General features: G+C 60.2%; 8 protein-coding genes. 6 read left to right on the top strand and 2 right to left on the bottom strand.

Going from position 1 to position 13,990, the window contains the following annotated elements; genetic code table 11:
* Positions 1-925 precede the first annotated feature (925 nt).
* Positions 926-1,318 (bottom strand): very short patch repair endonuclease, encoded by a 393-nt coding sequence (locus tag CSQ99_RS25780; RefSeq protein WP_245909091.1) that lies wholly within the window; start codon positions 1,316-1,318, stop codon positions 926-928.
* A 178-nt stretch (positions 1,319-1,496) separates the two neighbouring features.
* On the opposite strand from CSQ99_RS25780, the gene CSQ99_RS25775 reads away from it, so the two are divergent.
* The gene (locus CSQ99_RS25775; protein ID WP_099041848.1) at positions 1,497-2,492 is read left to right on the top strand and encodes a DNA cytosine methyltransferase; all 996 of its coding nucleotides are present in this window, start codon (positions 1,497-1,499) and stop codon (positions 2,490-2,492) included.
* Here the strand turns inward: CSQ99_RS25775 and CSQ99_RS30835 are convergent.
* Positions 2,482-3,270 (bottom strand): HNH endonuclease, encoded by a 789-nt coding sequence (locus CSQ99_RS30835; RefSeq protein ID WP_141562734.1) that lies wholly within the window; start codon positions 3,268-3,270, stop codon positions 2,482-2,484. The two genes, CSQ99_RS25775 and CSQ99_RS30835, sit on opposite strands and share 11 nt — an antisense overlap.
* Before the next feature lie 201 nt (positions 3,271-3,471).
* Between CSQ99_RS30835 and CSQ99_RS25770 the strand changes: the two genes are divergently transcribed.
* The 5 genes from CSQ99_RS25770 to CSQ99_RS25750 all read left to right on the top strand — a co-directional run bounded on the left by CSQ99_RS25770 (position 3,472) and on the right by CSQ99_RS25750 (position 13,927).
* Positions 3,472-4,371 (top strand): NaeI family type II restriction endonuclease, encoded by a 900-nt coding sequence (locus CSQ99_RS25770; protein ID WP_245909090.1) that lies wholly within the window; start codon positions 3,472-3,474, stop codon positions 4,369-4,371.
* Positions 4,372-4,578: 207 nt separating this feature from the next.
* Positions 4,579-6,558 carry a hypothetical protein gene (locus CSQ99_RS25765; protein WP_099041846.1) on the top strand — a complete coding sequence of 660 codons (1,980 nt, stop codon included), beginning with the start codon at positions 4,579-4,581 and terminating at the stop codon, positions 6,556-6,558.
* Positions 6,548-7,465, top strand: coding sequence for a sortase family protein (locus CSQ99_RS25760; RefSeq protein ID WP_099041845.1), 918 nt, complete (start codon positions 6,548-6,550; stop codon positions 7,463-7,465). The genes CSQ99_RS25765 and CSQ99_RS25760 overlap by 11 nt, the downstream gene beginning before the upstream one ends.
* Before the next feature lie 64 nt (positions 7,466-7,529).
* Positions 7,530-12,947, top strand: a complete 5,418-nt coding sequence (locus CSQ99_RS25755) for a DEAD/DEAH box helicase (RefSeq protein ID WP_099041844.1) — start codon at positions 7,530-7,532, stop codon at positions 12,945-12,947.
* Positions 12,920-13,927 (top strand): RecB family exonuclease, encoded by a 1,008-nt coding sequence (locus CSQ99_RS25750; protein WP_099041843.1) that lies wholly within the window; start codon positions 12,920-12,922, stop codon positions 13,925-13,927. Before CSQ99_RS25755 ends, CSQ99_RS25750 begins: the two co-directional genes overlap by 28 nt.
* Positions 13,928-13,990: the final 63 nt, after the last annotated feature.

The following is a 13,990-nucleotide window of genomic DNA, read 5'->3' as shown; positions in this document are numbered from 1 at the left end:
ACCCCACCAGGGTCAACCCGCACTGCGGGTGACAGGAATTTCGCGAGTCATTCCTCCGGTCTGCTACGACACGCTATGGACTGCAATCCCATTCACCTGCCGTGACACCCATACAAGTCGGAATTTCGTCCCGACGGCGTTTGCCGACGTCAGCGGAATCGCCCTGCGTTCATAGCTTGTGCTGCGTGTTGGCGCCCTGGTGCCAGTGTGAATGCTGTTGCTTGTGGTGCTGGCTGCGAGCCCGAGCGATCTACGCGGTGTACGTCTTGGCTGACCATCTGCGATCAAGTTCGGTCGTATGGCGTTTCGTCCAGCAGGTCTTTTCGGCCGGTGGGTGGTAGCAGGTTATGCGTAGACCTAAGCATTGCGGTTGTCGGCATCTGAATTCAGTAGGGGCAGCTGATTTGGATCGTTGCCGCCATCCCCCCGACGTGCCGGGTCCACTTTCGCCGGGTGGATGCCACGACAATTCCTCTGACCGCGCGGGCTACCAGATCCGCGTGGGAAGCCGCTGGCCCGTCAAGCATCGTGATCCCGAGTTGGTCCTGGAAGGACTCAGTCAGAAACTCGCGATATTCGAGGGCGTGGTCATCGCCTGGTAGCAGCTGAAGACCCGGTCGGCTTCGCAACTTTGTTGAGGTCGTTCACGGATCCCTCAGCCTTTGGCGATCTGCGTGTGTGGAGGCGACCACCTCCTCGAGCGCAGAAGGGGGCACCATCACTGCGAGCCGCGGGGAAGTGACCGGTGTGCTCGAGCATTTGGTACTTCAGCCCAGCGCAAGGCCGATCGCGAGCCAGTTCATTGGCGTCCAGCACGACAGTATTCACAACGTTGACGGTACGAGCGGATCCTCCCCTTCGCGACGGGATTTGCGCGGAGCGGCTCGCTGCCGAACATCGTCCTCCCAGCTTTCGGCGGCCAGTTCTAGTTGGCTGCCTTATCGGTCCGCGTCGCTAACACTTCTTGAAGAGCGACCAACACGGCGTCGATCGATTCGTGTTCCCAACAACGGAATACGGTCCAGCCGGCCAACTGCAGCGCCGCGGTCTGCGCCTTGTCTCGTCTTGCGTTGCCCTCTAGCTTTGGTGACCAGTATTGGCCGTTGACCCCCGGCTGCCGCCCGTGTTCTGGGCAGCTATGCCAGAAGCAGCCATCGACAAAGATTGCGATGCGGCGTCTGGTGAAGGCGACGTCGGGCCGGATGAGCTTGCCATCCACACGGATCGGGTGGTCTTTGCGGAAGCGGAACCCCAGTCGATGCAGCTCCGAACGTAGTTTGACCTCGGGTTTCGTGTCTCGTCGCCGAATTGCAGCCATGTTCCTGGAACGCCCCGGTGTTGTGACGTACGCCCCCGTTTGCGGCGCCGTCGGCGTGCCGAGGCCGTTCGCGGTCACCATGTGGATACGGTACGTCCCGAGGGGTTTGACGAACCCGGTCGTCCGGCGGTAAAGTTGTCTATCGAACAAATGTTCGAATCGTGGACGGAGGGGTGAAATGGCTAGCAAGCTGAGTTGCCTAGAGATCTGCGCTGGAGCTGGCGGTCAGTCGCTTGGTCTCGACCTCGCCGGATTTGGCCATGAGCTTGCCGTTGAGATCGAACCCGATGCCTGCCAAACCCTGCGTCTCAATCGGAGCCGCTGGAAGATCCACGAAGGTGACGTTCGGGGTGTCGACGGCACCCAATACCGTGGCATCGATCTCCTTGCTGGCGGTGTGCCCTGCCCGCCGTTCTCGATTGCCGGCAAGCAACTGGGCGAGGACGACGAGCGCGACCTGTTCCCGGAGGCGCTACGCCTCGTCGAAGAGGCGCAGCCGAAGGCAGTCATGCTGGAGAATGTGCGCGGACTAGCGGCGGCAAAGTTCCAGACGTACCGGAAATCGATCAAGGCGCGCCTTGAGGACCTCGGCTATAAGTCAGACTGGCAAGTATTGAATGCCAGTGAGTTTGGCGTTCCGCAGTTACGGCCGCGGTTCATTTTGGTCGCAGCGCTGCCCGAGTACTTCGAGCGGTTTGAGTGGCCTGGGGCCAAGGGCACCCCGCCGACGGTCGGAAAAACGTTGCACCACCTTATGGCCCGTGACGGATGGGCAGGAGCCGACCTGTGGGCCGATCGGGCCGATGGCATCGGTCCCACGATCGTTGGTGGATCGCGTAAGCATGGCGGACCAGACTTGGGGCCAACCCGCGCTCGCGCGGCGTGGTTGGAACTCGGTGTCGATGGTAGAGGACTAGCCAATCACGGCCCAGACGAGTTGACGCCGATTGATCACACACCGCGATTGACGCTCGAAATGGCCGCTGCGATACAAGGGTTCCCACCCGAGTGGAAATTTTTTGGCCGAAAGACGGCTGCATACCGGCAGATTGGAAATGCCTTCCCACCACCTGTGGCAGAGGCAGTCGGATTGCAGATCCGATCCGCAATTACGGGGCAGGCGGTGCGTCAGCGACGGATTAATAGACGGCTGCACGCTGTGCTCAGCGCCTAGGTTTGTTCAGACCCGCCAGCGTCCTGATCGACTGCTTGACACTATCTTGGTCACCCGGCGCAAGCTGACGATAGCGGTCATATATTTCCTCGGCTGCGCCGCGAATGTATCTGCCTGATTCGATCCATTGGGCCAGCCTCAGACGATCGGCCGCCTTCAACGTCCGGATAGATGTTTCAATCTCTTCCGGCGACTCAGGCTTCCGTCCCTCCGATCGGACGGGTTCATTGCAGTACGAGCATTCTGCTCGAAGGTTCTGGATATCTGCGTTACCCCCATAGTCATTGGACAACACGTGACCTACGGTGAGCGCAACCGTCCTGTCCGGATCGTCGAAGCGTGGCTCTCCGCTCCGTGCGCCACATACTCGGCACATCCATCCATCCCTGTCGAAGACGGCACGCCTTTTCGCCTTGCTAACCGAGGTCTTCTTGGGTCGATCCTTTCCGCATCCCGGATGCCAACCGGCCCTATCTACGCGATATTGCTCCGGCTGAAGGCTCGGGTCGTACTTGCGTGAGGGGATCACCCATCCGTCTCTGCTCCTCAGCTCGCGAAGTCGCCGCTGGAAGTGTTCGTCAGCGTTGGGCACGTCGAGCTCACCGAGCACGGATCGAGTCTCTCTCGTCGTGAAGGTGTCACCTACGTTCTTGTTGAAACGCAACCAGGCAGAGAGTTTCCGCTCGACGCCGTAATCCTGATTACGACCTGGCCAACTGGTGAGTTCCCACCACAACTTGCCGTTAGGAGCGTATGCATCGGGCGGGTAGTCGGTCACAGGAACCTGCCTTTGTCGAGTCGCCATCTGCGTGCGTATACCGGTATAGCGCACTCATCGACGGGACATCACAGCGTGCCCGTATTTCGCCACGTTTGTCGGTGAGTGGCGGTAGCCTCGCACGTCGGATGGATTGACGGGGTGTAAGCGATGGATATCGCGTGGGCGCCGGCAGGCGACTCTGAGCTCGATGCGGTCGCAATGGAGCTGTTCCGCCTCGACCCGACGGGCGATCGTATCGCGACCGGCCTCCGCGATACCTTCGATCAGCTCTACGATGGCCAGCACACCGGCCGCTGGAACTTCAACGAACTCCACAAGACCGAGAAGACCCACATGGGCACGCTGGTGGAGATCAACATGCATCGCGAGTTCGACTTCGATGACGGCGACAAGACGGACTACCGCGTCGCCGGCGTCCAGGTGGATTGCAAGTACTCGATGAAGCCCTACGGCTGGATGCTGCCACCCGAGGTCATCGGCGAAATCGCCCTGCTCGTGACGGCGAATGATGAAGTGTCGACTTGGCAAGCAGGCCTTATTCGAGTGACGCCAGAGACGATAAGAGGCTCCCAGAACCGCGACGCGAAGACATCGTTATCTCTCATCGGTCGCGAGCAGATCCGCTGGTTATGGAGTAATCACCCGGGGTTGGCGCCGAACCTCTTCCATCAGCTCGATGCTGCAACGCGTGATGCGATCTTCAAAGCGACAGCACGGCGGGGTACTCAGCATGGGCAGGCGCGGGTGAACGAGTTGTTCCGGCGCGTGCACGGTCGCGTCGTGCGACGTGCCGAGCTGGCGACTGTAGCCCAGCAGGATGACTTCATGAAGCGAGCGCGCGGTAACGGAGGCGCCCGCACTGCCCTTCGCCCAGAGGGCATTCTCGTGCTTGGTCACCAGGACTACGACCCACGTGTCGCGTCTGATCTGGCCTTGCCGGTGCCTCGAAAGGGCGAACTGGTCGCGGCACGCGTTGTCCCTGCGCGATCGGACCGATCTGATCCCGTCGCCGAAATTAACGGTGAACTGTGGGCCGTGGCGCGCCCAGGTGATCCAGTCGTGACCGCGCCCGAGGTTGGCCGCGGGCGACAGCACTGAGGCCGACGGCGTGTCGGCCACGCCGACCGTGGAAACACGTCGCCGCATCTGCCGGCTGGACTACTGTCTGCCACAGTTTAACGATTCTGTGCACATGGGGGATTGGTGACGAGCGGAGGGGCGGCACGCCTGCCGGATGCGTACCAAACTTGGCAAGCTCGACTGGCTGCGGAGTTCTTCAGCGGTAGGGAGGAGCAACCTGCGGTCATGTTCGTCGACCGCGTGGTTCTGCAAGACCTCGCCGATGTGGGGGAAGACGGCCCCCGGTCACTGGCCGCGTCCGTGCGTCAGCTTGTGGACGTCACGGCAGGGCGATCGATGTTCGCTCGAATCGAGAGGGCGGAAGCGACCTGGCGGCATGGATTGCAGGATGAGCCGCCGCCGACCCTGCCGATTCTTGCACTCAGCGTGCTGGCCGCTTCTGAGATGTCGCGAGACGGGGCGATAGCAAGCAACAACTATTACATCCCGCTCGCGAAGGCCATGCTGCCGGACGGATCTTATGTCGAGATAACTGCGCTTCGAGCCGCCCTTCGCGATCAGGGAGCTTTCACGGCCGTCGCTGAGATGTGGGCCAGGCTGGATCGCTGGCTGGACGAGAACGGTGGCAAGTTCGGCGTCTCGACAATTCGCGAGCATCCAGAGCTGACACGGATTGGCTATCCGCTTTCGCAGACACTAGTGCGTAAGAGCGACCGCGCCGCGCTTACTCGGTTCTTCGACAGGCTCAACCTCGGAAGTGAAGGCATACCAAGTCCGGCGTCTCTGATTTCGATGTTGCGCGTCTGGACGAGCATTCGTTCACAAGGACTCAGTGAGCGCTTCATTGTGTCGCTCAGCGAGGCTTCTGTTGAGGACTACATACGAACGCTGGTACACCAGCTAGCGGTTGCCTGGGACGGCAAGATCATCACCGCCGAGGGTCTTCGCCGGCTCGATCTGCGGTTGGTGGTTGATATCGATCGGAGCGCGGCCTGGTGGGTGATCCCCGCAGTACCGGATGTGGCTGAGGATCTGTTAGAGGGACATTCGGATGGCGAAGAGTTCACAGCGTTGCTGACCACCGATCCGTATAGCTCCATGTTTGAGGTCGATGGCTTGCCGCCGGTGAGCTCAACTGCGCTCACCGCAGGTCTGGTCGCGCGCGGAAACTATTGCGTCGCGGAGTTTCAGCCATCGAAACTCCTTGTGCTTGCGGACAATGCAGATGCCGGCGGTTGGATGTCGGTTGATGCGCTGCAGCCCTACGAGGAACATGTGCATCTCGTTGCATCAGAGTCTGTGCCTGTAGTTGAACGTGTATTGAAAGACGCGGCTGACGGTGGATGGCAACGTATGAACCAATCGATCGTGGACGGAATCTTCCCCGGCTACGCGATTTTCTACGGCGTGACTTTCAGCGACCAGGCCTCACTTGAGAAAGCGATGGCTGCGCTGCCGGTCACGGTCGCGGCGAACCTTCGTGTGGGTGCAAACATCCGTCCTCGGCTCGTGAACGGTCTCCCGATTCTTCGCGGCATCGGCAGGAATATCTACTTTCCGGGCGGTGAACCAGATCTCGCACTTCCGCTTGGGGCAGAACCTCGTAAGTCGGATGTCTCCATTGATGGGACGACCGGTAGTCTGCTCGCATCTATCTTCCCGTTTCCCTTCAGTCGGATCGGCCCGTGGGCAGAGGGAACTCATGTCGTTCGCGCAGACGGCGAAGAGCTGACATTCGTCGTCGCGCGCGGTGGTGCAGACGATCGGAACTCGACTGGTATTGGCAGCCTTAGTTGGTCGGATGACAGGTTACGTGAACTTCCTCTACCACAGTCGATCTGCGGAGCCCTGTGCTCTGACAGAGAGCGCGAACGGCATGCCGTGCTTGCTCGCCGCGGGGCAACGGAGAATTGGCTCATACTTCCAAGCGGTCAGTTGCACGAGATGAGCGAGCCGGCCCTGCCAGTCGGTTTTGATGGAATCAGCTTTCCGATGTTCGAGGTCAACCATCCGAAGGCAACGTGGGTGGCGCAGAAGCGTCGCGACCGATGGTCAGTAATCAGGGTTCGTATGCAGGAGCCAAACTTTCGCGGTCTATCAGCTCGGGATAGCGAGATCTGGCGGGAGCTATGCCAGGTTGTCATTGCCGACGACCCGATCTGGAAGATGTACCAGACCGCGTGGGGGAGGTTCGATGGACGCTGACCTGATGCTCGCGTGGATGAGCGAGACAGCTGCGGGCGATATTCGGGATCTGCGGCAACGGGTGGCCTGGCTAGCCCGAAACGCCGACCTGAATGCTCAGCCGTTCGAAACGGGCCGGTGGCTGCGCGACATGACTGCGTTGGCGCATGTCGAAGTTGACTGGGTCGGCGGACGTTGGGCGATGGCTCCGCCAGTCGCCGTGCTGCTGCCGTCGTGCGGTGGTACGACAGTGCTTGCAGGCCATCGTCACCTGGGTTTAGTCGAGGAACTTGGTGACTTACTCTCAGTGCAAACGATCCCGTGCGCAACGAGCGATTCGCGGCTGGCGACTCCGACCCAGGTTTATCTGCAGTCGGATTCGATCAAGGATCTTGTTGAAGGACTGAATATTTGTGGCGTCGACTACGGCGGTCGAGCGGCTGACTATATCGCGAACAGGTTGCCTCCGTTGCAGCTCGGAGAACCCGCTGCGCCACCCGCGTACGGTGCGCCGGTGAAACATCTTCAATTGGATGGCGCCCTACGGTTTGTAAGCGGAAGATTGACAAGCCATTCTGGCCTCTGCCAGATCACCGTGCAAGGCCGACCGTCTTACCTGTACCGCAACGGCGACGAATGGTTTCACACTGTCCATGCTGACGGTGTGCTCTGGGCCCTGGCCGAGAACGGGGTTGAGGTCTTCCGCTGGCGGCTGGAGCGCGCTGACGGTGACGACGACATAGGCACTTTGTTTGTTGACCAGGGGGCGCCACTCCCACCGCTCCAGGCACGCGCGCTCGTCCTGTGCAGTGGCCAGCCGACCGCCTTCGGTGAACTCGCAAAGACTGCGATCTATCGAAACGTGCCTAAATCTGTGGCCAGCATGGTCGCTCGCTCCGTTCGCCAACGACTAGCGATTATCAACTGAATCAAGAGGAGTCGATGTGTTGCCAGTGTTGCCAGCGACTGTCCATCCACGTGGTCTTGATGTCATGGGAACTTTTCTTCGATTGCGCGACGCGTATTTCCGTTACTACGAAACGCCGTTCGGGCTCGCCGACGAACGCTTGGAACAGGAACGCCGTGAGCTGTTCGACCATGACAATGGGGCGTACCGTTTTCCGCTGATTGAGCTGAGGCCGGACTATGTCAACGTTCCGCGGACGCTCGACGAGTCAGTGACGGCTTGCGGCGCACCTGCGGAACTCGCGGCATTCGCGGCGGCAGGCCTGATACCAGCAGGAATTCGGCTATATACGCACCAAGAGCGCGCGTTGCAGGCCGGCCTGGCCAGGGGCCGCAACATGGTTATCACTGCAGGAACCGGGTCAGGTAAGACGGAATCATTCATGCTGCCAGTGATTGCCTCTCTGCTCGAAGAATCCCGCAACTGGCAGGGTTCTCCGGCTAGCTTTCGACCCTGGTGGCGTACTACAGGTGCGCCTTTTCAGTCGCAACGCACGGACGAGCGCCAACGTCCGCAAGCTGTACGGACACTGATCCTGTACCCGATGAATGCACTTGTCGACGATCAGCTAATGCGCATGCGGCGTGCACTCGACAGTGACACCGCAAGGCACTGGCTCGACACCAACCGTCGGGGACATCGTTTCTACTTCGGGCGGTACACCGGCGCGACGCCTGTCACGGGAAGTCGTGAAACCCCGCTCGCCGTGAGCCGCCTCCGAGCGGTTCTGACTGAGACCGACGTGCGTTCAGCCCGGGCCGCTCAGGCAGCTAGACAAAGTCGTGACCCAGACATTCAATTCTTCGTGCCGAGACTCGACGGTGCCGAGATGCGATCCCGCTGGGACATGATCGATGCGCCTCCAGATGTACTCGTCACCAACTATTCGATGCTCAACGTGATGCTTCTCCGCGATCGTGATCAGAGCTTCTTCGACTCGACACGTCAGTGGTTGGACGCCAGCCCAGACAACCGCTTCACACTCGTGGTGGATGAGCTTCACACCTATCGGGGCACTGCTGGGACTGAAGTCGGTTACCTATTAAGGAAACTCAAGCACCGACTTGGACTAGATCGGCGGCCGGATCAACTGCGCATCTTGGCCGCATCGGCTTCGCTTGATGCACAACGTGATCAGCAATATCTCGAAGAGTTCTTCGGTGTGGACGCGAGTTCATTCGACTTCGTCGAAGGTGAACTCGACATGCCACAAGAAGCACCATTGGGATCGCCCGATGACGTGTCGGCGATATTAGCCGCGGACGCTGAAGGATCAGTCCGGCTGGCCCGAGATCGGCGATTGACCGACACCATGCGGAGGGCATTTCTCGATCACACGAACACTGAGCGCGTATCAACCGTAGCGAAGACGCTTAATGTTGTTGCTGCACAGATGTTTCCAGACGCTTTGCCGGATGCGCGGGATGCGGCTCTGAATAGCCTACTGAACGGTCTCACGGTTGCGCCGGTTGCAGAGGACCCGAAGCTGCGGGCTCATTACTTCTTTCGCAATATCCCAGGCCTTTGGGCCTGCACTGACCCTGCTTGCCCCGATGCGCCGGTACATGGCGGTCCGCCGAGGACTGTGGGTCGTCTGCACGGCGAGCCAACTACGCGTTGCACGTGCGGTGCCCGTGTACTTGAGCTGCTGTACTGCCAGAACTGTGGTGACGTTCTGCTCGGAGGATTTACACCTGAAGGGGCGACGCAGCAAAACCGCGTCAATACTTTACTTTTGGCAGACATCCCTGAGCTGGGCAAGCTACCCGATCAGGTCCGGTTGGATCGGACTGCCGCCAACTACCTTGTGTACTGGCCGAACGCACTGACAGCTCCTGGTAAAACGACGTGGCGACGTGACAACGGACGCGTGCGATACGACTTCCGTCGGTCTGCACTCGTGCCAGCATCAGGTGCTATTCGCGTGACTGGTGCGGGCGGCGGGCACACAGGCTGGACATTTCACGCATTCGTTCCTCCCGCTGCCCGTCAGCACCGCGACCCCGCCACAATTAGCCCATATCCGACAGTGTGTCCGGCATGTGGTGACGATTGGGAGATCCGGCGCGGGCCAACCGGGCCAATTCCTCATACCGACCCTGCAGCCCAGCGGTCGCCGATCAGAACGATGCGTACAGGCTTTGAGAAAATCAACCAGGTTCTCACGACGGAATTGGCGACCGACCTTCCGGCTAGCGACAGGAAGTTGATCCTCTTTACTGACAGCCGTCAGGACGCGGCAAAGCTATCATCGGGCCTTGGCCTACGGCATTATCAGGATCTCTTGCGACTCCTATTGCACCGACAGCTTGACGGCGGCGGCGATCCCGCAATCGACATTCAGTTAGCCCGATCGAACGTCGTTGATCGGGTTCGTACCGACGAGACATGGGCCGCGTACAGCCGACTCGAACAGCGAGATGCGACGGCGTTTTCGCAGATTCGGGATGTCTGGGAAGGGCGCCCTGGCACGAAACCTGAGGATGAGGCACCCCTTTCGGCGCGGCTAGGACGAGGGCCCACGATCGAGGCCTCCAGTGGTGCCATCGCCGGCCAGCTACTCAGCATGGGGATGAACCCCGGCGGCCCGCATGCCAGCATGAAAGAAACCGGAGGGAATGGGAGCCGACGATGGCCCACCCTTTACGACTGGAACGCCGCACCGCCTGCCCCGCGAGGTAACCTTTCCGCGGACCAACAACGGCTCCTCGCCACGATCAATCAGTCGCTACTGACTGAAATGCTTGAGGGCTTATTCTCCGGTGTCGGCCGCGATTTTGAATCGCTTGGGCTCGGATGGTTGGCACTTGCGGACGACTCCATGCCGCTCGACATCGCACCTACCAACGACCTCGCCTATGCACGGTCGAGTCTGCGCGTGCTCGCTGATACACGTCGCTTCTATGGGTTGCGTGATCCGCGCAGCGACCCACCGCGACAACTCCGGAACTACTGGAAAGCCATCGAGCAGGCAGGTGGACCGACCGAAGGAGAGCTCCGGGCGAAGTTTGATACCCAATGCGGCGCGGCGGTCCGCGATTTCCTCATCGATCCCAACGCCGTCGTACTGCGCCAAGGTGACAGTGCCGGCTGGGTGTGTGGCAATTGTCGACGGCTGCATCTGGTCCGTGGCTGCGGCTACTGCACACGATGCCATCAACCACTACCAGCACAGGGAACTCCAGTGTCTCCGGGCAACGACTACTACGGATGGAAAGCAACCACCGATTCTGGCCACTTTCGCCTTAACTGCGAGGAACTGACTGGCCAAACTGATCGGATTGACGCCCAGACCCGCCAGTCGCGATTCCAAAATGTGTTCCTCGACAACGAGGTCGCACTTGCTGACGGCGTTGATCTGTTGAGTGTTACAACCACGATGGAGGCAGGAGTCGACATCGGTTCGTTGTCTGCGGTGGTGTTAGGCAATATGCCGCCGACACGTTTCAATTACCAGCAGCGTGTTGGCCGCGCAGGTAGGCGGGGGACACCTGTTGCCGTCGCGCTAACCGTATGTCGCGGCCGGAGTCACGACGAATACTACTTCGACCGGCCGACGCGGATCACGAATGATCCCACTCCTCAGCCATACTTGGCGGTCAACCGGCGTGAGATCTTCATGCGATCTCTGCACTCTGAGGTGCTGCGGCAAGCGATGCCCGATGTCGGACGTAGCATCATCGCCAGCGGTGGATCTTTCACGCCGACGCTCAACGTGCACGGAGCGTTCGGCACTGTGGCCGATTGGAATGACGCTGCTCCGGTTTTCACAGCCTGGCTCACAACGAACCGCAATGTCATTCGGGAGGTTGCCCGAGCAGTTTCCGACCGCACGCCACTCGCTTCAGACAGCGATAGCTTGGCCGATGACGTGATTACGGAACTGCCAACGCTGATTTCCGACGCCGTCTCAGGAGCCGGACACGAAGAGCTGAGCCAGCGACTCGCGGAACGCGGTGTGCTCCCGATGTTCGGATTCCCCACCAGCGTGCGCTATCTATATCTCAGACGCCCCTACAGGTCATATCCTTGGCCTCCCTCGCGGGTGATTGATCGCGATCTGGCGATGGCAGTGAGCCAATTTGCGCCGATGAGTGAGGTCGTCCGAGACGGACGGGTGTACACGTCCGTCGGTGTTGTTGATTTTGAGCCTATTGGGCAGCGTCCCCAGCATCCGGCGGAGGATGTGCTCGGTACCGAGCATTCGATTCATCTGTGCCGCTCCTGTTCTTATCTGACTGACGACGACATCGGCAACGTCGCGACATGCCCGCGATGCGGCAACGGGCCAGAGGGTTTCGCAGCGTTTCCGCTGCGTGAGCCACGCGGATTCAGATCGGCGGGTGGGCGTGATTTCGATGGCAACTTCGCCTGGACACCGCGGGCGATGGCGGCGAGGGCGCATGCAGATTTCGCACAGCTGCAGCAGACAGATTTTGGATCCGCAGTTGCATACTTTGGTCCTGGTGACCGCTATGTAATCAACGACAACGGCGGAAGGCTCTTCCGCTTCAGAGAAGCCGCACCCAGTGGGCAGGATTGGGGCGGCTACGTCTCAGTCGACGCGATTGAGAAGGAGCTACTAAGCCAGAACGATGCGACAGGTCCCCAGTTTGAGGTCGCGCTCGGCGCAGTGCAGCCGACTGACTTTCTGTTTATCGGCCCACAGCACGGCACAATCGCCGAACAGTGTCTACGCCTGAATTTCGGCGGCGGCGTGCAACCTTACGGAGTGCCCGAACTCAAAGATGGTCGGCGTGCGGCGTGGTACTCACTTGCGTTCCTTATCAGAAAGGTGGCAGCCGCTAAGCTCGACATTGAACCGCTCGAACTTGTCGCCGGGATCTTCACCGGCCTCGCCAACGGTGAAGCAGTTCCGTACGCGTTCATAGCCGATACGCTTGAAAACGGTGCAGGGTTCTCGACACATTTAGGGCAACAACCGATCTTGCAAGAGCTGGTTCAACAACTACACGAGTATCTTGGCCGGCTGGCTGAACGTGACCACGCTGATACATGCAGCGCGTCGTGCTATCGATGTCTTCGGGATTACGGCAACATGTCGTACCACGCGCTTCTGGACTGGCGTCTCGCGCGCGACCTATTGGAAGTTCTCGAACACGGCACACTCACGGTCGACACGGAGATTGAGGGCGCGGCGTTACACGCGTGGTCGCACGGATACGATGCGTCGCCTGTCGCGAATGTTCCAGGTGCAGTGCGCTTTACGCATCCGAGGCTCGGCGAGCATGTACTCGTCGTGCGTCATCCCCTCGAAGCGTCGGAGGCAGCATTCATTGGGGACCGGCTGGCAGAAGTGATGGCTGAAGCAGAAATCGAGGTCCAGGGCGTTCGAGGTGTTGTCTTCGCTGACACGTTCACCCTTGATCGTGATCCTGGGAGGGTGTTCGAACTGTGCGAAGCGATATCGCCGCCGACGTGAATATCGATTTCGGGGATGCTCACGACTGGTTATCGCCGACGCGCGCGTGGCGACTGACGGAGTGTGCCGCGTCAGTCGGACCGGTTGTGAATAAACCGATTACAAGTGTTGGCAGTGCGCCTAACGCAGGAACTGTCGCTCACCGTGCGGTTCAGCTGTGGATTGATGCCGCTGGGTATCGCAACGGCAACCCTCAAAGTCGACTCTCTGAAGCGATCAACGAGGCGTTGGCGGAGTTCAGTGGCAGACCTACCGGCGAGTGGCCGCCTACGCGTGCGCGGTTGCTGGCGAGGGCCTCACAACTGGCTGAACGCCTTCTCTGGGGTGACGACGTGCATGCAGAGCGAGAACTGTTAGATCCGATTCGGAGGCTACGCGGAACTCCGGACATCGTGTTGATGAAGCCGCGCGAGGCGGTGGTCATAGACCTCAAGACGCCGACCTCGAAGGATGACTCACTACAGCCGTGGATCATCTTTCAACTCACTATCTACGCCCATCTCGTCGAGCAGGTGCACGGGATCCTCCCCGCCCAGGTAGAGGTGTTCCGACTCAACCGCGGATTCCTGCCGTTGAGCATGAACTCCACATCTGTGGAAGCCGCACTGGAAACCGTTGAGCGGGCACGCGAAGCGGACGCCTCAGTTGCCACGCCGGCGCCGGCGACTTGCCGGTATTGCCGACGCAGGCTTGACTGCCAAGCGCATTGGGACGCTGCCGTTTGTTGGCCGGACACCGACTGTGTTGAGGGAACGATCGAGCGGGTGGAAAGAGCGGCGAACGGCATCGCTGCAGTCTTCCTTGCATCCTCCCTCGGTTCCCGATGGGTGAGTGGAGTACCCGGCGATCTCGTGACTGCGGATGTTGGAGAACGCATACGTCTGGTTCGTTTACGGCGCTCGGACTCGAACGACGATTCAGCGTTCAAGTGGTCCCGTCGCAGCGCGCTGGCAGTGCTTCCGCTTGCGATACCGGTATGAGGGCTGCACGTAGCGGGCGGCAGTTTGGTCGGACCGTGATGCTACGGTCCGTGCTGTTGGCTC

Origin of the sequence: Mycobacterium neglectum (genome assembly GCF_002591975.1) — a bacterium.
GTDB lineage: Bacteria > Actinomycetota > Actinomycetes > Mycobacteriales > Mycobacteriaceae > Mycobacterium > Mycobacterium neglectum.
Note: the sequence above shows the minus strand (reverse complement) of the source record. Positions and strands in the feature narration are given on the sequence as shown.

Excerpts from the sequence above, each read along its gene's own strand:
- CSQ99_RS25780 (WP_245909091.1), bottom strand. The coding sequence starts at position 1,318 with ATGGCTGCAATTCGGCGACGAGACACGAAACCCGAGGTCAAACTACGT.
- CSQ99_RS25775 (WP_099041848.1), top strand. The coding sequence starts at position 1,497 with ATGGCTAGCAAGCTGAGTTGCCTAGAGATCTGCGCTGGAGCTGGCGGT.
- CSQ99_RS25770 (WP_245909090.1), top strand. The coding sequence starts at position 3,472 with ATGGAGCTGTTCCGCCTCGACCCGACGGGCGATCGTATCGCGACCGGC.
- CSQ99_RS25765 (WP_099041846.1), top strand. The coding sequence starts at position 4,579 with ATGTTCGTCGACCGCGTGGTTCTGCAAGACCTCGCCGATGTGGGGGAA.
- CSQ99_RS25760 (WP_099041845.1), top strand. The coding sequence starts at position 6,548 with ATGGACGCTGACCTGATGCTCGCGTGGATGAGCGAGACAGCTGCGGGC.
- CSQ99_RS25755 (WP_099041844.1), top strand. The coding sequence starts at position 7,530 with ATGGGAACTTTTCTTCGATTGCGCGACGCGTATTTCCGTTACTACGAA.